The following is a 15,687-nucleotide window of genomic DNA, read 5'->3' on the forward strand; positions in this document are numbered from 1 at the left end:
GCTCGCCAACCGCAGGGCGGATCCGGCAGAGTGGGCGCATGCAGGAACAGCCCACGCAAGAACAGCAGGAACAGACCCGGGCCGCCACCGCCGCCTCCACCGTCCGCCGCAGCCCCGTGCAGCGGCGCAGCGCCGAACGCGTCGAGCGCATCCTGGGCGCGTGCGCCGTCCTGCTGGACGAGGTGGGGTACACCGCGCTCACCACCAAGGAGGTGGCCCGCCGGGCCGGAGTGCCGATCGGCACCCTGTACCAGTTCTTCCCCGGCAAGGACGGCCTGCTCGGTGCGCTCGCCGCCCGCAATCTGGAGCGGTACACCGACCGGCTGACCCGGCGGATGGCGGCCGAGTCCCCGCGCGACATCGCCGCCCTGGTGGACCTGGCCGTCGAGGAGTTCGTCGCGATGCGGCGGGCCGTGCCGGGGTTCGGCGTCGTCGACTTCGGCGCGGTCGGCCGCGAGGAGCCCGCCGCCATGCATCTGCTCGACACCGAGATCGACAACAACACGGCCGTCGCCGACCGGCTGTGGGCCCTGACCGGCGGGCTCCTCGACCCCGCCGCCTCCCGGCTGGCCGGCCGCGTCGCCCTGGAATGCGCCGACGCCGTCCTGCGGCTGGCCTTCCGCACCGACCCGGACGGCGATCCGGCCCTGATCGCCGAGTGCAAACGGGTGCTGCGCGGCTATCTCGGCAACCGGCCGGACTAACGACCTGCCCTGCGGTAGGGAGCGGGGCGGCGGTCGCGCTGCTAGGGTCGACGTGAGCCGTGACTGGCGCTTGGATGGGATCGACCATCGGGGAGCGGCTCCGTCTTCCGACGATGTGATGCCGCGCGCCTGGGCCGTCCCCTTTCTCGTCCAGGAGGCCCGCCATGGCCGCAGAACCGTCGTTCAGTACCGAATCCACCGCCTTCCGCAGCGCGCTGGACGTCATCCGCGCCGTCGAGCCGCGGGTCGCGGACGCCATCGGCGCCGAGCTCAAGGACCAGCGCGAGTCCCTCAAGCTCATCGCCAGCGAGAACTACGCCTCCCCGGCCGTCCTTCTGGCCATGGGCAACTGGTTCAGCGACAAATACGCCGAGGGCACCATCGGCCGCCGCTTCTACGCCGGCTGCCGCAATGTCGACACCGTCGAGGCGCTCGCCGCCGAGCACGCCCGCGAGCTGTTCGGCGCGACGCACGCCTACGTACAGCCGCACTCCGGCATCGACGCCAACCTGGTGGCTTTCTGGTCCATCCTCGCCCAGCGGGTGGAGAGCCCGGCGCTCGAGCGTGCCCAGGTCCGCCATGTCAACGACCTCAGCGAGCAGGAGTGGGCGGCGCTGCGCCGCGAGCTCGGGGACCAGCGGATGCTCGGCATGGCACTCGACGCGGGCGGTCACCTCACCCACGGCTTCCGGCCCAACATCTCGGGCAAGATGTTCGACCAGCGCAGCTACGGCACCGACCCGAAGACCGGTCTGCTGGACTACGCCGCGCTGCGCGAGACCGCCCGCGAGTTCCGCCCGCTCATCCTGGTCGCGGGCTACTCCGCCTATCCGCGGCTGGTCAACTTCCGCATCATGCGGGAGATCGCCGATGAGGTCGGCGCGACCCTCATGGTCGACATGGCGCACTTCGCGGGCCTGGTCGCGGGCAAGGTCCTCACCGGCGACTTCGACCCGGTGCCGCACGCCAACATCGTCACGACCACCACCCACAAGTCGCTGCGCGGGCCGCGCGGCGGCATGGTGCTGTGCGACGCCGAACTGGCCGAACACGTCGACCGCGGCTGCCCCATGGTACTCGGCGGACCCCTGCCGCACGTGATGGCCGCCAAGGCGGTGGCCCTCGCCGAGGCCCGCAGGCCCGACTTCCGCGATTACGCCCAGCGCATCGTCGACAACGCCGGCGCGCTGGCCGAGGGCCTGTTGCGGCGCGGTGTCTCCCTGGTGACCGGCGGCACCGACAACCACCTGGTCCTCGCCGACGTCTCCGGGTACGGCCTCACCGGCCGCCAGGCCGAGGCCGCGCTCCTGGACGCCGGCATCGTCACCAACCGCAACTCCGTCCCGCACGACCCGAACGGCGCCTGGTACACCTCCGGCATCCGCATCGGCACCCCGGCGCTCACCACCCGCGGACTCGGGGTGACGGAGATGGACGAGATCGCCGGTCTCATGGACACCGTGCTGGCCAACACCCGCCCCGGCACGAGCCCGAGCGGCGCTGTCTCCAAGGCCCACCACTTGCTCGACGCCTCGGTCGCGGAGCAGGTCGCCCAGCGCTCCGCCGACCTGCTGGCCGGCTTCCCGCTCTACCCGGGCATCGACCTGAGCTGACGCCGTGACCGGCAGGGTTCACCGGGTTACGCGTCCTTGGGCCGCGCGGTCATGAAAAACGCCGGACGGGCTGCATGCAGCCCGTCCGGCGTTCAACGACCAACTCGTGTTACCTGAACTTGCTACTGATCGCGTTGTAGACGCCCTGCGCCTCGGGGCCCAGGTGCGGGCCGGCCAGCCAGGTGTGGTCGGGCGGGCCGATCGAGGTGTCGGACACCAGGGCGGTCTTGCCGTTCGGCATGGTGGCGAACCAGCCGCCGCCCGAGGAACCACCGGTCATCGTGCAGCCGACCCGGTACTCGGTCGGCATCGAGGCGCCCATCGACAGCCGGGCGGGCTTGCCGATGCAGTCGAGCATCCGGGCACCGTCGTACGGCGGCGCGGCCGGGTAGCCCCAAGCGCCGATGCCGCTGAACAGCGTCGGCGACGGAGCGCCGAACCACACCGGCAGGGAGGCGCCGACGGTCTCCTGCAGGGACTTGCCCCCGCCGTTCTCCGGCTGCACGTGCAGCACCGCGAAGTCGTACGGCGAGCCGCCGCCCCCGGTGTGGGTCCCGGTGGCCATCCACTGCGAGGAGGTCTGGGCCCAGTCGGCCCACCAGGCGCCGTACGGGGTGACGTTGCGCTGCGGGGAGTTGTTGACCTGCGAGGCGGGAAGTCCGTTGTCGTTGTACGACGGGACGAAGACGATGTTGCGGAACCAGCCGCCCTTGGCGCCGTTGTGGACGCAGTGGCCCGCGGTCCACACCAGGTTCGACTTGCCCGGGTGCGCCGGGTCGTCGACGACGGTGCCGGAGCAGACCATGGGGCCCTCGGGACTGTCGAAGAAGACCTTGCCGACCGGCGCCGCGTGCTGGTGGTACGGGTGGGCGACCTCCTGGGCCGCCACCGGGCGCGGCGCGGCGTCGGTGGTGCCCTGGTCCGAGCCGAAGTTCGACTGAACGGTGTTCTGGTTCTCCTTCGCGTCGGACATCCGGGCCGGCTTCCACAGGTCCTTGATGACCGGGTTGGCGAAGTCGGCCGCCTCACGGGCCCACTTGTCCCAGTTCTTCCAGTCGCCCTGCTTCCACTTCTCCAGGTCCTTGATGCTGGTGGGCAGACCGGCCGGAAGCTTGGCGTCGCCCTTGGCGGACGTGCTGGGTGCGGCGGACGGCTGCGCTGCCGCGTCGCTGCCGTCCGGACCACACGCGGTGGCGGTGAGCGCGAGGAGCGCGGCCACCGCCGCTGCGGCTCGGGCGGACCGTCGTATGAATGGCATTGAGTTTGTTCCCCCATGTACGTGCTTTTTGTACGTCTTTTGTCATGCCCCCATCCGGGGCGCCTCTACTATGCCGGGTCCCCTGACGGCATGGATCAGCGGCCCCCCGATGTCGCGGACCGGCGCCGGATGTCCCGGCCGGGAGGGCCGCGCGGTCACGCCCCGTAGACCGGCTGCGGGAGTTCGGCGTCGGCCAGCAGCGCGAGGGCGGTCTCGCCCGCTTCCGCCGGGGTCCAGCGGGCGCCCTTGTCGGCGGTCGGTCCCGGGCGCCAGCCCTCCATCACGGTGATGCGGCCCGCCTCCGTCTCGAAGACGCGGCCGGTGACGGCGGCGGAGGTCGCGGAGCCGAGCCAGACGACCAGTGGGGAGACGTTGTCCGGGGCCATGGCGTCGAAGGCGTCGTCGCCGGGGGCGGCCATGGTCTCGGCGAAGGTCCGCTCGGTCATCCGGGTGCGCGCGGCGGGCGCGATGGCGTTGACCCGTACGCCGTACCGGGCCATCTCGGCGGACGCCACGAGGGTCAGACCGATGATTCCGGCCTTGGCCGCGGAGTAGTTGCCCTGCCCGACGCTGCCCAACAGCCCGGCTCCCGAACTGGTGTTGACCACCCGGGCGTCGGGGGTGCGCCCGGCCTTGGCCTCGGCGCGCCAGTGCGCGGCGGCGTGCTTGAGCGGCAGGAAGTGGCCCTTGAGATGGACGCGCATCACGGCGTCCCAGTCGTCCTCGTCGAGGTTGACGAGCATCCGGTCACGCAGGAAGCCGGCGTTGTTGACGAGGGTGTCGAGCCGGCCGAAGGCGTCGAGCGCGGTGGCGACCAGCGCGGCGGCCCCGGCCGCGGTGGCGATGTCGTCGCCGTTGGCGACCGCTTCCCCGCCCAGCGCGCGGATCTCGTCCACCACTTGCTGCGCCGGTCCCGCCGAGCCCCCGGCGCCGTCGAGGCCGACGCCGAGGTCGTTGACGACGACTTTCGCGCCCTCGGCGGCGAAGGCGAGCGCATGGGCGCGGCCGAGACCACGGCCCGCACCGGTGACGACCGCGACGCGGCCCGCGCAGATTCCGGTTCCGGTTCCGGTCATGTCACTTCTCCTGGTCGACGTGTTGATGGTTGACGGTGGCGGCGTCGAGGAAGGCGGGGCGCTCGCCGCCGCCGTGCACATGCAGGCTCGCGCCGGTGATGTACGCGGCGCGGTCCGAGGCGAGGAAGACGCAGGCGTCGCCGACCTCGGCGGGCTCGGCGAGCCGGCCGGCGGGCACCGTCCGGCCGACGGCCGCGATACCGGCCTCGTCGCCGTAGTGCAGATGGGACAGTTCGGTGCGGACCATGCCGAGGACCAGGGTGTTGACGCGCACGGCGGATGCCCATTCCACGGCCATGGAGCGCGCGAGGCTGTCCAGGCCCGCCTTGGCGGCGCCGTAGGCGGCGGTGCCGGGCGAGGGGCGGCCGCCGCTGACGCTGCCGATCATGAGGATCGATCCGCCGGTCTCCTGGTGGCGCATCACCTCGTAGGCGGCCAGTGACGCGGTCAGCGGGGTGGTGAGATTGAGTTCGACGACCCTGGCATGGCGGGCGGCGCCGCCGTCGGCGAGCAGCCGGAAGGGCGTCCCCCCGGCGTTGTTGACCAGGGTGTCGAGCCGGCCGCAGTCGTCCCCGACCCGTGCGAAGAACGCGTCGACGGCTGCGGGGTCCCGCAGGTCGAGGGGGAGGAAGCGCGCGGTGCGGCCGCCCGCCGTGACCGGCTCGTCCGGGGGGCGGCGCGCACAGACCACCACCTCGGAGCCCGCCTCCAGGAAGGCGCGGGCGATCCCCGCGCCGACGCCTCTCGTGCCGCCGGTGACGACGGCGACGCGTCCGGACAGATCGACGGTGACCGTCAATTGGCACCTCCCGCAGCGCACGATCCGCTGCTACCTTCTTACCTAACAAATGTTTGGTGGAAAGGTAGCTGATCCTCATCATGGGTGTCTCCACCTCGGCCCCGCAAGACGGAATCGCCGTCATCACCGTCGACTTCCCGCCCGTCAACGCCCTTCCCGTACAAGGGTGGTTCGACCTGGCCCACGCGCTGCGGACGGCCGGCGCCGATCCGGGCGTCCGCTGCGTCGTGCTGACCGCCGCGGGCCGCGGCTTCAACGCGGGCGTCGACATCAAGGAGATGCAGCGCACGCCGGGACACCAGGCGCTGATCGGCGCCAACCACGGCTGCGCCGAGGCGTTCGGCGCGGTCTACGACTGCGAAGTACCGGTCATCGCCGCCGTGCACGGCTTCTGCCTCGGCGGCGGCATCGGCCTGGTCGGCAACGCCGACGCCATCGTGGCCAGCGACGACGCGACGTTCGGACTGCCGGAACTGGACCGCGGGGCACTCGGAGCGGCCACCCATCTGGCCCGGCTCGTCCCCCAGCACCTCATGCGCACCCTGTACTTCACCTCCCGCACCGCCACCGCCCAGGAGCTGCACCACCACGGCTCGGTGTGGGAGGTCGTGCCGCGCGAGAAGCTGCTGGACGCCGCGCTCGCGCTGGCCGCCGAAATGGCCGCCAAGGACGGCGTGTTGCTGCGGCTGGCCAAGGCCGCGATCAACGGCATCGACCCGGTGGACGTCCGCCGCAGCTACCGCTTCGAGCAGGGCTTCACCTTCGAGGCCAACCTCAGCGGGCTCGCCGACCGGCACCGGGACGCGTTCGTATCGACGAAATCGGCGTCTGCCACACAGCCGGTGAAGGAGGAACGGTGAGTACGGACAAGACCATGACCGCCGAGCAGATCATCGGGCGGCTGGAGAGCGGGATGACGCTCGGCATCGGCGGCTGGGGATCGCGCCGCAAGCCGATGGCACTGGTCCGGGCCCTGCTGCGCTCGGAGATCACCGACCTGACCGTCGTCTCCTACGGCGGCCCGGATGTCGGGCTGCTGGCCGCCGCAGGGAAGATCCGCAGACTGGTCGCCGCCTTCACCACCCTCGACTCGATCCCGCTGGAACCGCATTTCCGGGCCGCCCGCGAGAGCGCCGCCTTCGAGATGACGGAGCTGGACGAGGCGATGTTCATGTGGGGTCTGACCGCCGCCGTGCACCGGCTGCCCTTCATGCCGATCAGGGCCGGGCTCGGTTCTGACCTGATGCGGGTCAACCCCGCACTGCGGACGGTCGTCTCCCCGTACGAGGACGGCGAGGAGCTGGTGGCCGTGCCCGCGCTCAGGCTCGACGCCGCGTTCGTGCACCTCAACCGGGCCGATGCGCACGGCAACGGCCAGTATCTGGGCCCCGACCCGTACTTCGACGACCTGTTCTGCGAGGCCGCCGACGCCGCGTACATCAGCTGCGAGCGCATCGTCGGCAGCGCGGAGCTGCTCGAGGCGGGCGCGCCGCAGACGCTGCTGGTCAAGCGCCATTCGGTGGCCGGAGTCGTCGAGACGCCGAACGGCGCGCACTTCACCTCCTGCGTCCCGGACTACGACCGCGACGAGGCGTTCCAGGGCGCGTACGCCAAGGCCGCCGCCGACCCGGCGGCATGGCGGGAGTTCACCGCGCGCTTCCTGTCCGGCGACGAGGACACCTACCAGGCCGCCGTGGGGGCGTTCGCGAGGGAGGGCTCATGAACGCGCACGACGTGCCGGGCACGAAGGACGCGCAGGACGGGCGGGACGGGCGGGACGGGCGGGACGTGACCCGGGCCGAGTACTGCGTGGTCGCGTGCGCCGAGGCGTGGCGCGGGGACGGCGAGATCCTCGCCAGCCCGATGGGCACCGTGCCCGCGATCGGCGCCCGGCTCGCGAAGCTCACCTTCTCGCCCGACCTGCTGCTCACCGACGGCGAGGCGCTGCTGATCGGTGATGTCCCGGCGATCGGGGAGAAGGCGGGGCTGATCGAGGGCTGGCTGCCCTACCGCCAGCATCTGGCGATGGTGACCGGCGGCAAACGGCACGTGATGATGGGCGCCGGCCAGGTGGACCGGTTCGGCAATCAGAACATCTCCTGCATCGGCGACTGGGAACGGCCCAAGCGCCAGCTGCTGGGGGTCAGGGGCGCCCCCGTCAACACGCTCAACAATCCGACCAGTTACTGGGTGCCCAGGCATTCGGCGCGGGTCTTCGTCGCGCGGGTCGACATGGTCAGCGGGGTCGGCTACGACCGTGCGGCGGCCGCCGGGAAGACCGCGACCCGGTTCCACGAGATCCGCCGGGTCATCTCCGAGCTCGCCGTCTTCGACTTCGACACCCCCGACCGGTCGATGCGGATCCGCTCCCTGCACCCGGGGGTGACCGCCGGGCAGGTGCAGGAGGTCACCGGGTTCCCGCTCGTGATCCCCGACCGGGTCCCGTTCACCCGCGAGCCGACGGACGCGGAACTGCGGCTGATCCGCGAGGTGATCGACCCCAAGAGTCTGCGTGACCGCGAGGTACGGGCATGAGCGGGCCACCGGACGCGGCACCGGAGGCGCCCGGAATGCCGGAACCGCCGCAGCAGAAGGGCCCGGCACCGTTCGGGACCCCGCTGACCGAGCTGGTCGGGGTGCGGTACCCGATCGTGCAGACCGGCATGGGCTGGGTGGCCGGCCCCCGGCTCGTGTCGGCCACCGCGAACGCCGGGGCGCTGGGCATCCTCGCCTCCGCCACCATGACCCCGGAGCAGCTGCGCGCCGCCGTGCGCGAGGTCGGGTCGCGTACGGACGCGCCGTTCGGCGTGAATCTGCGGGCGGACGCGGGCGACGCCCTCGAACGCGTCGGCATCCTCATCGAGGAGGGCGTACGGGTCGCGTCCTTCGCCCTCGCGCCGTCCCGGGACCTGATCGCCCGCCTCAAGGACGCCGGGGTGATCGTCATCCCGTCCATCGGCGCCCGCCGCCATGCCGAGAAGGTCGCGGCCTGGGGTGCGGACGCCGTCCTCGTGCAGGGCGGCGAGGGCGGCGGCCACACCGGAAACGTCGCCACCACCGTGCTGCTCCCGCAGGTCGTGGACGCCGTCGGCATCCCCGTCATCGCGGCCGGCGGCTTCTTCGATGGCCGCGGCCTCGTCGCCGCCCTGGCGTACGGGGCCGCGGGCATCGCGATGGGCACCCGCTTCCTGCTGACCTCCGACAGCACCGTCCCCGACGCGGTCAAGGCCCGCTATCTGGCGGCGTCGGTCAAGGACGTCACCGTCACCACGAAGGTGGACGGCCTGCCGCACCGGATGCTGCGCTCGGAACTGGTCGACGCTCTGGAGCGCTCGGGCAGGCCCGCCGCACTGCTGCGCGCCCTGCGGCACGCGGCGGCCTTCAAGGAGGGCTCCGGGCTCAGCTGGCGGGCGATGGTCCGCGACGGGCTGGCCATGAAGCACGGGAAGGAGCTGACCTGGAGTCAGGTGCTGCTCGCCGCCAACACCCCGATGATGCTCAAGGCCTCGATGGTCGAAGGCCGCACCGACCTCGGGGTGATGGCCTCAGGCCAGGTCGCCGGCCTGATCGAGGACCTGCCGTCCTGCGCCGAACTCATCGACCGCGTCATGGCGGAGGCGTGGGCGGCGCTCGGGGCGCTGCCCCGCGAGCGGGTGCGCTGACGGCAGCGGGAAGGCGGCGGCGGTCCTCGCGGCGATGTCCCTGACGGGTCAGCTGCCGGAGGCGATCCAGCCGTCGATCTCCGTGTGCAACCGCGCCTTGGTCCCGGCCGGTGCGAAGGAGGCGTCCACGCCCGCACGGGCGAAGTCCGCCAGCACCGCGTCGTCGTAGCCGAAGGCGTCACGGACGAGGGCGTACTCGCGCGCCAGTGACACGTTGATCATCGACGGGATGTCGGTGCTGAGCGTGACGACCAGACCGGCCGCGCGGAGCCGCTCCAGCGGGTGCACGCGCAAGGAGGCGGCGAAGCCGAGAGCGACGTTCGACGACGGGCACACCTCCAGCGGGATCCGCCGCTCCCGCACGTCGGCGACGAGTTCGTCGTCGTCCAGGATCCGGATGCCGTGTCCGATCCGCTCGGCTCCCCCGATGTCCAGGGCCGCGCGGATGCTGTCCGCCCCGCAGGCCTCTCCCGCGTGGTGCACGGTATGCAGCCCGGCCTTCCGGGCTGCCGCGAAGACCTCGGCGAACGGTTCGACGGGATGGGCCTCGTCTCCCGCCACACCGATTCCCACCACCCCGTCCCGGGCGTAGCGCTCGGCGAGTTCGAGGGTGCGCCAGGCGCGCTCCACCGACCGGCGGCGGGAGTGGTCGAGCAGGACCCGGCACTCGGTCCCGAACGCTTCCCGTCCCGCCGCGAGCCCCTCCAGCACGCTCACCAGGGGCATGTCGAGATCGCCGAGCCGCTCTCCGTGGGCCGCCGCGGTGAAGGAGACCTCCGCGTACCGGGTGCCGTTGGCCGCCTCGTCCTCGCAGAACTCGTAGGCGATCCGCCGGAAGTCCTCCGGCCGGCGCAGGCACGATCTGACCAGGGCGTTCTGCGCGAAGAAGTCCGCGAAGCCCGTGAAGGCGTGACCGCCGTCCAGCAGACGCGCGGGGATCTCCACGCCGTTCGCGGTGCCGGTCTCCCCCAGGGTCGGCCACCGCACGGCGCTTTCCAGATGGACGTGCAGATGGGCCTTGGGCAGCAGACGCACGTCACGCGTCGGAGTCATACCGGGAAGCCTGTCACCGGGTACCGGAGGCGTCGAACGAATTGCGTCCGCGCGAGCCGGTCGCGCGAGCCGGTCGCGCGAGCCGGTCGCGCGAGCCGGTCGCGCGGCGTCACAGCCTTTCGATGATGGTGACGTTGGCCTGTCCGCCGCCCTCGCACATGGTCTGCAGGCCGTACCGGCCGCCGGTCCGCTCCAGCTCGTGCAGCAGCGTGGTCATCAGCTTGGTGCCGGTGGCGCCGAGCGGGTGTCCGAGCGCGATGGCACCGCCGTTGACGTTGACCTTGTCCGGGTCGGTTCCGGTCTCCTTGAGCCAGGCGAGCACGACCGGGGCGAACGCCTCGTTGATCTCGACGAGGTCGATGTCGTCCATCGACAGGCCGGTCTTCTTCAGTGCGTACGCCGTCGCCGGGATCGGCGCGGACAGCATCCGGATCGGGTCCTCACCGCGGCAGGACAGGTGGTGGATCCGGGCCCGGGGCGTCAGGCCGTGCTCGGCGACCGCGCGCTCGGAGGCGATCAGCATCGCCGAGGCGCCGTCGGAGACCTGCGACGAGACGGCGGCGGTGATCCGGCCGCCCTCGACCACCGGTTCGAGCCCCGCCATCTTCTCCAGGCTGGTGTCCCGGCGCGGCCCCTCGTCGGTGGTCACCGCGCCGTACGCGACGAGCTCACGGTCGAACCGTCCCTCGTCGATGGCGCGCAGGGCCCTCTGGTGGGAGCGGAGCGCCAGTTCCTCCATCGCCTCACGGGTGATGCCCCACTTGTCAGCGATCAGTTCGGCGCCGTGGAACTGGTTGACGGGCTGGTCGCCGTAGCGGGCCCGCCAGCCCAGTGAGCCGGCGAACGGGCCCTCGGTCAGGCCGAGGGGGTCGGCGGCCTGCCTGCTGGCGAAGGCGATGGGGATCATCGACATGTTCTGCGTGCCGCCCGCCACCACCAGGTCGCTGGTGCCCGACAGCACCGCCTGGGCCGCGAAGTGCACGGCCTGCTGGGAGGAGCCGCACTGCCGGTCCACGGTCACCCCGGGCACCTCCTCGGGGAGTCCGGCCGCCAGCCAGGACGTCCTGGCTATGTCGCCGGCCTGCGGGCCGACGGTGTCCAGGCAGCCGAAGACCACGTCCTCGACGGCCGCCGGGTCGGCCCCGGAGCGCTCCATGAGCGCCTGGAGGACATGCGCGCCGAGATCGGCGGGGTGCACGGCGGACAGTCCGCCCTTGCGCCGGCCGATCGGTGTGCGGACCGCTTCGACGATGTAGGCCTCGGCCATGACTGCTCCTCGGTGTCCTTCGGAAAGGTCTCTTTATCCATGTCAGCTCCGGACGGCGACGCCGTCCAGGACCATCGACAGGTACTGCCGGGCGATCTCCTCCGGGCTGTGCTGCCCGCCCGGCCGGTACCAGGAGGCCGCGACCCACACGGTGTCGCGGACGAATCGGTAGGTGAGCCGGACGTCGAGGTCGGCGCGGAAGACTCCGGCCGCCACCCCGCGTTCCAGCGTGCCCAGCCAGGCGCGTTCGAACTTCACCTGGGAGTCGGCGAGGTAGCCGAAACGGGGCTGGGCGGCCAGATGCCTGGCTTCCTTCTGGTAGATCGCCACCGCCGCCCGGTGCCGGTCGATCTCCTTGAAGGACTGCGTGACCAGGGCCTCGATGGTCTCCCGGGGGCCGAGGCCGGCGGCCAGCACCTCGTCGTACCCGGCCCACAGCTCATTGAGGAAGGTCGAGAGGATCTCGTCGACCATCGATTCCTTGGAATCGAAATGGTAGTAGAGGCTGCCCGCGAGCATGCCCGCCTCGTCCGCGATCCGCCGGACGGTGGTGGCGTTGTAGCCCTGTGCGGCGAACACCTCGGCCGCGGTCGCCAGGAGTTCGCCGCGGCGCTCGGGGGCGGGGCTCATCGTCGTCTTCTTGCTGTTTTTCGGCACCCGTTCATTCTCGCCTCACGCGCGCTGGCTGCTGGCCGACACGGTCTCCCCGGTCAGGTACGAGGAGTAGCCGCTGGCCAGGAAGACGATGACATTGGCGATCTCCCACGGCTCGGCGTACCGCCCGTACGCCTCCCGCTCGGTCAGTTCGGCGAGCAGTCCGGGGGTGGTGACCTTCGCCAGGTGGGGGTGCATGGCCAGGCTGGGAGAGACCGCGTTGACCCGGACACCGTACGCGGCGGCCTCGACGGCGGCGCAGCGGGTGAGCGCCATGACGCCCGCCTTGGCGGCGGCGTAGTGCGCCTGTCCGGCCTGGGCGCGCCAGCCGGCCACGGAGGCGTTGTTGACGATGACACCGCCGCTGCCGGACTCCTTCATCCGGCGCAGGGCGGCGCGGGTGCAGCGGAAGGTGCCGCCGAGGGTGACGTCGAGGACCTTCGACCACTGCTCGTCCGTCATGTCGACGAGGGCGGCGGTGCCGCCGAGGCCCGCGTTGTTGACGAGGATGTCGAGCCGTCCGTGGCGGGTCACGGCGAGGTCGAACAGGGCGGTCACGTCCTCTTCGCGGGTGACGTCGCAGACGATGCCCGCCACCCGGTCCGCGCCGAACTCCCCGGCCAGCTCCTCTGCGGACTCCTTGACGCGGCGGGAGTGCGCGTCGCCCATCACGATGCTCGCGCCCTCCTCCAGCAGCCGGCGCGCGGTGGCGCCGCCGATGCCCGCGCCTGCCGCGGCCGTGACGACGGCGGTGCGCCCGGCCAGGAGGTCGTGGCCCTGCGGATAGGGGGGCGGAGTGCCCAGGTTCGCGGTCATACGCGGAACTCCTCCACGGCTGCTGACGGGTCGACGGCTGACGGGCCGTAGGTTATTCTACCAAACACTTGTTAGGGAAGGATGGAACCGCATGGACCTCGACTTCACGCCCGGCGAGGACGCCTTCCGGGCCGAGGCCCGCGGCTGGCTCGCCGCGCACGTCCCCGCGACTCCGCTGCCCTCACTGGAGACCGCCGAGGGCTTCGCCGCCCACCGCGAGTGGGAGCGCACTCTGTCGGGCAGCCGGTGGTCGGTGGTGTCCTGGCCGGAGGAGTACGGCGGCCGGGGCGCCTCGATCCTGCGCTGGCTGGTGTTCGAGGAGGAGTACTACGCGGCGAACGCCCCCGGCCGCGTCAGCCAGAACGGCATCAGCCTGCTGGCCCCCACTCTCTTCGAGCACGGCACCGACGGGCAGCGCGCCCGCGTGCTGCCCGCCATGGCGAGCGGTGAGACCATCTGGGCGCAGGCCTGGTCGGAGCCGGAAGCGGGAAGCGACCTGGCCTCCCTGCGGTCCACCGCCACCCGCACCGACGGCGGATGGCTCCTGACCGGCCAGAAGACCTGGTCGTCCCGCGCCGCCTTCGCCGACCGCGCGTTCGGCCTGTTCCGCAGCGACCCGGAGGCGGACCGGCCGCACCGCGGGCTGACGTATCTGATGTTCGCGCTGAACGCACCGGGCGTGACGGTGCGGCCCATCGGACGGCTCGACGGCAAGCCCGCCTTCGCCGAACTCTTCCTGGACGGCGTCTTCGTACCCAACGAGGACGTCATCGGCGCGCCCGGCCAGGGCTGGCGGGTCGCGATGAGCACCGCGGGCAACGAGCGCGGCCTCACCCTGCGCAGCCCCGGCCGCTTCCTGGCCGCCGCCGACCGGCTGACCACCCTGTGGCGGGAGCGGGCGGACCCGTCGGACACCGCGCTGCGCGACCGGGTCGCCGACGCGGTGATCGGTGCCCGCGCCTACCGGCTCTTCACCTTCGGCAACGCCTCCCGGTTCGCCGAGGGCGGCGACATCGGCGCCGAGTCCAGCCTCAACAAGGTCTTCTGGTCGGAACTGGACATCCGTCTGCACGAGACCGCCCTCGACCTGCTCGGCCCCGACGGCGAACTCTGCGACGGGGACGGCAGCGGTGACAGCGGCTGGTCGGAGGGATATGTCTTCTCCCTCGCCGGGCCGATCTACGCGGGCACCAACGAGATCCAGCGCGACATCATCGCCGAGCGGCTGCTCGGCCTCCCGAAGGGACGCCGCTGATGCGGTTCCTCCTCGACGCGGAACAGACCGAGTTCACCCGCACCCTGGACCGGCTGCTGACCGCGGCCGACACCCCCGCCGCCGTCCGCGCCTGGTCCGCCGGCGACCACGGCCCGGGCCGCGCTCTGTGGGAGCGCCTCGCCGCGACCGGTGTCTTCGCCCTGGCGGTGTCCGAGGAGTACGAAGGACTCGGACCGCTGCCCGTCGAACTCGCCGCCGCCTTCGTGGAATTGGGCCGGCACGCGGTGCCGGGTCCGCTCGCCGAGACCGTCGCCGTGTCCGTCCTGCTGCAGCGCCTCGGCGACCGCGGTCCGGCCAAGGAATGGCTGCCCCGCATCGCCTCGGGACGCGCCATGGTGACACTGGCGCTGTCCGGCCCCTACGCCCTGGACGCCGACGCGGCCGACGCGGTGTTCCACGTCGTGGACGACGACCTCGTCCTCGCGGACGGCCACGGCCCGGTCCGCACCTCCCTCGACCCCGCCCGCCGGCTCGCCCGCCCCACCGGCGGCGAGTCGGTCGCGCACGGCCCCGCCGTGCGCGAGGCGGCCGACTGGGCCGCCTTCGCGACCGCCGCCCAAGCCCTGGGCGTGGGGCTGGCGCTGGCGGAGAGGACCGTGGCCTACGCCAAGCAGCGCACCCAATTCGGCACCGCCATCGGTGCGTTCCAGGCGGTCAAGCACCAACTGGCCGACGCCGTCATCGGCCTGGAGTTCGGCCGCCCGCTGCTCTACGGCGCCGCGGTGGCCCTGGCCGCCGGCGCGCCCGACGCGAGCCGGAACATCGCGGCCGCCAAGGTGGCCTGCGGCGAGTCCGCCTACGCAGCGGCCCGTACCGCGCTCCAACTGCACGGCGCGATCGGCTACACCGCCGAGTACGACCTCTCCCTGTGGATCGGCAAGGCCACGGCCCTGCGCACGGCGTGGGGCACGCCGTCCGAATGCCGGGCGCGGGTGCTTTCGGCGTAGCCGGGTTCATGGGGGTGCGGGGGCCGGGCTCTCCGGCCGCTAACCAAGGGTGACGGCCCGGCACCGAAGGTAGCCAACGAGTCGCCGTACAGGAGCGTTCCGGTGGTGGACAGATGTCGCCCGGCCGGGAATCGGCAGACCCGACGGGGCGCCGGGAGGCGTCACCGGTGATCGACGCTCGGTGACGGCTGCCGCGATGAACTGAGCAGATGGCCCGGCGGGGCACTACGAGCCGCCTACCGGGCGGTACTCCACGACGGCCGCCGGAAGGAAAGCAAACGGGCTGAGAGGACCGTAGGGGCCTGCGAGGGGCCATACTGGGGGTAATGACGAAATCAGCCGTGACCCGCCGCCACCTGCCCGCCAGCCCCTTCCGGATTCCGGTCGCCCCTCCCGTCGAGAACTTCGTCGTGGGTGACCGGGTTACGCATGACGTCTACGGACTCGGCCGAATCATCGGTGTCGAGGACGAGGTCGCCGTGCTTGCCGACTTCGGATCCCGCCAGGTACGGATCATCAAGCCGTACTCGAAGGTAACGAAGCTCTGAGGTTCCTGGCCGCG

16 protein-coding genes and 1 riboswitch are annotated in these 15,687 nt (G+C 72.0%); of the genes, 9 read left to right on the forward strand and 7 right to left on the reverse strand.

Annotated features, from left to right (window positions below):
- Positions 1 to 38 precede the first annotated feature (38 nt).
- Positions 39 to 704 carry a TetR/AcrR family transcriptional regulator gene (locus QMK24_RS09955; RefSeq protein ID WP_283465020.1) on the forward strand — a complete coding sequence of 222 codons (666 nt, stop codon included), beginning with the start codon at positions 39 to 41 and terminating at the stop codon, positions 702 to 704.
- A gap of 49 nt (positions 705 to 753) precedes the next feature.
- A riboswitch (ZMP/ZTP riboswitch) is annotated at positions 754 to 846 on the forward strand.
- Between the two features lie 22 nt (positions 847 to 868).
- Positions 869 to 2,317: a glycine hydroxymethyltransferase gene (locus QMK24_RS09960; RefSeq protein WP_283465021.1), complete on the forward strand. Its 1,449-nt coding sequence runs from the start codon at positions 869 to 871 to the stop codon at positions 2,315 to 2,317.
- Positions 2,318 to 2,426: 109 nt separating this feature from the next.
- Here QMK24_RS09960 and QMK24_RS09965 read toward each other — a convergent pair whose 3' ends face one another.
- The 3 genes from QMK24_RS09965 to QMK24_RS09975 all read right to left on the reverse strand — a co-directional run bounded on the left by QMK24_RS09965 (position 2,427) and on the right by QMK24_RS09975 (position 5,450).
- Positions 2,427 to 3,575, reverse strand: coding sequence for a trypsin-like serine peptidase (locus QMK24_RS09965; RefSeq protein WP_283465023.1), 1,149 nt, complete (start codon positions 3,573 to 3,575; stop codon positions 2,427 to 2,429).
- Between the two features lie 155 nt (positions 3,576 to 3,730).
- On the reverse strand, positions 3,731 to 4,651 hold the full coding sequence (locus tag QMK24_RS09970) for an SDR family oxidoreductase (RefSeq protein WP_283465024.1): 921 nt from the start codon (positions 4,649 to 4,651) through the stop codon (positions 3,731 to 3,733).
- Position 4,652: 1 nt separating this feature from the next.
- Positions 4,653 to 5,450 carry an SDR family oxidoreductase gene (locus QMK24_RS09975; protein WP_283465025.1) on the reverse strand — a complete coding sequence of 266 codons (798 nt, stop codon included), beginning with the start codon at positions 5,448 to 5,450 and terminating at the stop codon, positions 4,653 to 4,655.
- 80 nt (positions 5,451 to 5,530) lie between these two features.
- Between QMK24_RS09975 and QMK24_RS09980 the strand changes: the two genes are divergently transcribed.
- The 4 genes from QMK24_RS09980 to QMK24_RS09995 are packed head-to-tail and all read left to right on the forward strand — an operon-like array spanning position 5,531 to position 9,112.
- Positions 5,531 to 6,310, forward strand: coding sequence for an enoyl-CoA hydratase family protein (locus QMK24_RS09980; protein ID WP_283465027.1), 780 nt, complete (start codon positions 5,531 to 5,533; stop codon positions 6,308 to 6,310).
- A gap of 14 nt (positions 6,311 to 6,324) precedes the next feature.
- The gene (locus tag QMK24_RS09985) at positions 6,325 to 7,173 is read left to right on the forward strand and encodes a CoA transferase subunit A (protein ID WP_283465094.1); all 849 of its coding nucleotides are present in this window, start codon (positions 6,325 to 6,327) and stop codon (positions 7,171 to 7,173) included.
- Positions 7,170 to 7,985: a CoA-transferase subunit beta gene (locus tag QMK24_RS09990; RefSeq protein ID WP_283465029.1), complete on the forward strand. Its 816-nt coding sequence runs from the start codon at positions 7,170 to 7,172 to the stop codon at positions 7,983 to 7,985. Before QMK24_RS09985 ends, QMK24_RS09990 begins: the two co-directional genes overlap by 4 nt.
- A gap of 35 nt (positions 7,986 to 8,020) precedes the next feature.
- Complete coding sequence (locus QMK24_RS09995; protein WP_283465095.1) at positions 8,021 to 9,112, forward strand: NAD(P)H-dependent flavin oxidoreductase; 1,092 nt, start codon at positions 8,021 to 8,023, stop codon at positions 9,110 to 9,112.
- Positions 9,113 to 9,160: 48 nt separating this feature from the next.
- On the opposite strand, the gene add is transcribed toward QMK24_RS09995, so the two are convergent.
- From add to QMK24_RS10015, 4 genes are all read right to left on the reverse strand, one after another.
- Positions 9,161 to 10,165 (reverse strand): adenosine deaminase, encoded by a 1,005-nt coding sequence (gene add / locus QMK24_RS10000; RefSeq protein ID WP_283465030.1) that lies wholly within the window; start codon positions 10,163 to 10,165, stop codon positions 9,161 to 9,163.
- A 109-nt stretch (positions 10,166 to 10,274) separates the two neighbouring features.
- Entirely contained in the window at positions 10,275 to 11,432 is a 1,158-nt protein-coding gene (locus QMK24_RS10005; RefSeq protein WP_283465031.1) for an acetyl-CoA C-acetyltransferase, read from the reverse strand.
- A gap of 42 nt (positions 11,433 to 11,474) precedes the next feature.
- A complete protein-coding gene (locus tag QMK24_RS10010; RefSeq protein WP_283465096.1) occupies positions 11,475 to 12,062 on the reverse strand; it encodes a TetR/AcrR family transcriptional regulator in 588 nt (195 codons plus the stop codon).
- A gap of 42 nt (positions 12,063 to 12,104) precedes the next feature.
- Complete coding sequence (locus QMK24_RS10015) at positions 12,105 to 12,902, reverse strand: SDR family oxidoreductase (RefSeq protein WP_283465032.1); 798 nt, start codon at positions 12,900 to 12,902, stop codon at positions 12,105 to 12,107.
- A gap of 91 nt (positions 12,903 to 12,993) precedes the next feature.
- On the opposite strand from QMK24_RS10015, the gene QMK24_RS10020 reads away from it, so the two are divergent.
- The 3 genes from QMK24_RS10020 to QMK24_RS10030 all read left to right on the forward strand — a co-directional run bounded on the left by QMK24_RS10020 (position 12,994) and on the right by QMK24_RS10030 (position 15,673).
- The gene (locus tag QMK24_RS10020; RefSeq protein WP_283465033.1) at positions 12,994 to 14,157 is read left to right on the forward strand and encodes an acyl-CoA dehydrogenase family protein; all 1,164 of its coding nucleotides are present in this window, start codon (positions 12,994 to 12,996) and stop codon (positions 14,155 to 14,157) included.
- Positions 14,157 to 15,125 carry an acyl-CoA dehydrogenase family protein gene (locus QMK24_RS10025; RefSeq protein ID WP_283465035.1) on the forward strand — a complete coding sequence of 323 codons (969 nt, stop codon included), beginning with the start codon at positions 14,157 to 14,159 and terminating at the stop codon, positions 15,123 to 15,125. Before QMK24_RS10020 ends, QMK24_RS10025 begins: the two co-directional genes overlap by 1 nt.
- A 326-nt stretch (positions 15,126 to 15,451) precedes the next feature.
- The gene (locus QMK24_RS10030) at positions 15,452 to 15,673 is read left to right on the forward strand and encodes a hypothetical protein (RefSeq protein ID WP_283465036.1); all 222 of its coding nucleotides are present in this window, start codon (positions 15,452 to 15,454) and stop codon (positions 15,671 to 15,673) included.
- Positions 15,674 to 15,687: the final 14 nt, after the last annotated feature.

It is taken from the genome of Streptomyces sp. PH10-H1, assembly GCF_030063355.1.
GTDB lineage: Bacteria > Actinomycetota > Actinomycetes > Streptomycetales > Streptomycetaceae > Actinacidiphila.

Excerpts from the sequence above, each read along its gene's own strand:
- QMK24_RS09955 (WP_283465020.1), top strand. The coding sequence starts at position 39 with ATGCAGGAACAGCCCACGCAAGAACAGCAGGAACAGACCCGGGCCGCC.
- QMK24_RS09960 (WP_283465021.1), top strand. The coding sequence starts at position 869 with ATGGCCGCAGAACCGTCGTTCAGTACCGAATCCACCGCCTTCCGCAGC.
- QMK24_RS09965 (WP_283465023.1), bottom strand. The coding sequence starts at position 3,575 with ATGCCATTCATACGACGGTCCGCCCGAGCCGCAGCGGCGGTGGCCGCG.
- QMK24_RS09970 (WP_283465024.1), bottom strand. The coding sequence starts at position 4,651 with ATGACCGGAACCGGAACCGGAATCTGCGCGGGCCGCGTCGCGGTCGTC.
- QMK24_RS09980 (WP_283465027.1), top strand. The coding sequence starts at position 5,531 with ATGGGTGTCTCCACCTCGGCCCCGCAAGACGGAATCGCCGTCATCACC.
- QMK24_RS09985 (WP_283465094.1), top strand. The coding sequence starts at position 6,325 with ATGACCGCCGAGCAGATCATCGGGCGGCTGGAGAGCGGGATGACGCTC.
- QMK24_RS09990 (WP_283465029.1), top strand. The coding sequence starts at position 7,170 with ATGAACGCGCACGACGTGCCGGGCACGAAGGACGCGCAGGACGGGCGG.
- QMK24_RS09995 (WP_283465095.1), top strand. The coding sequence starts at position 8,021 with ATGCCGGAACCGCCGCAGCAGAAGGGCCCGGCACCGTTCGGGACCCCG.
- add (WP_283465030.1), bottom strand. The coding sequence starts at position 10,165 with ATGACTCCGACGCGTGACGTGCGTCTGCTGCCCAAGGCCCATCTGCAC.
- QMK24_RS10005 (WP_283465031.1), bottom strand. The coding sequence starts at position 11,432 with ATGGCCGAGGCCTACATCGTCGAAGCGGTCCGCACACCGATCGGCCGG.
- QMK24_RS10010 (WP_283465096.1), bottom strand. The coding sequence starts at position 12,062 with ATGAGCCCCGCCCCCGAGCGCCGCGGCGAACTCCTGGCGACCGCGGCC.
- QMK24_RS10015 (WP_283465032.1), bottom strand. The coding sequence starts at position 12,902 with ATGACCGCGAACCTGGGCACTCCGCCCCCCTATCCGCAGGGCCACGAC.
- QMK24_RS10020 (WP_283465033.1), top strand. The coding sequence starts at position 12,994 with ATGGACCTCGACTTCACGCCCGGCGAGGACGCCTTCCGGGCCGAGGCC.
- QMK24_RS10025 (WP_283465035.1), top strand. The coding sequence starts at position 14,157 with ATGCGGTTCCTCCTCGACGCGGAACAGACCGAGTTCACCCGCACCCTG.
- QMK24_RS10030 (WP_283465036.1), top strand. The coding sequence starts at position 15,452 with ATGACGAAATCAGCCGTGACCCGCCGCCACCTGCCCGCCAGCCCCTTC.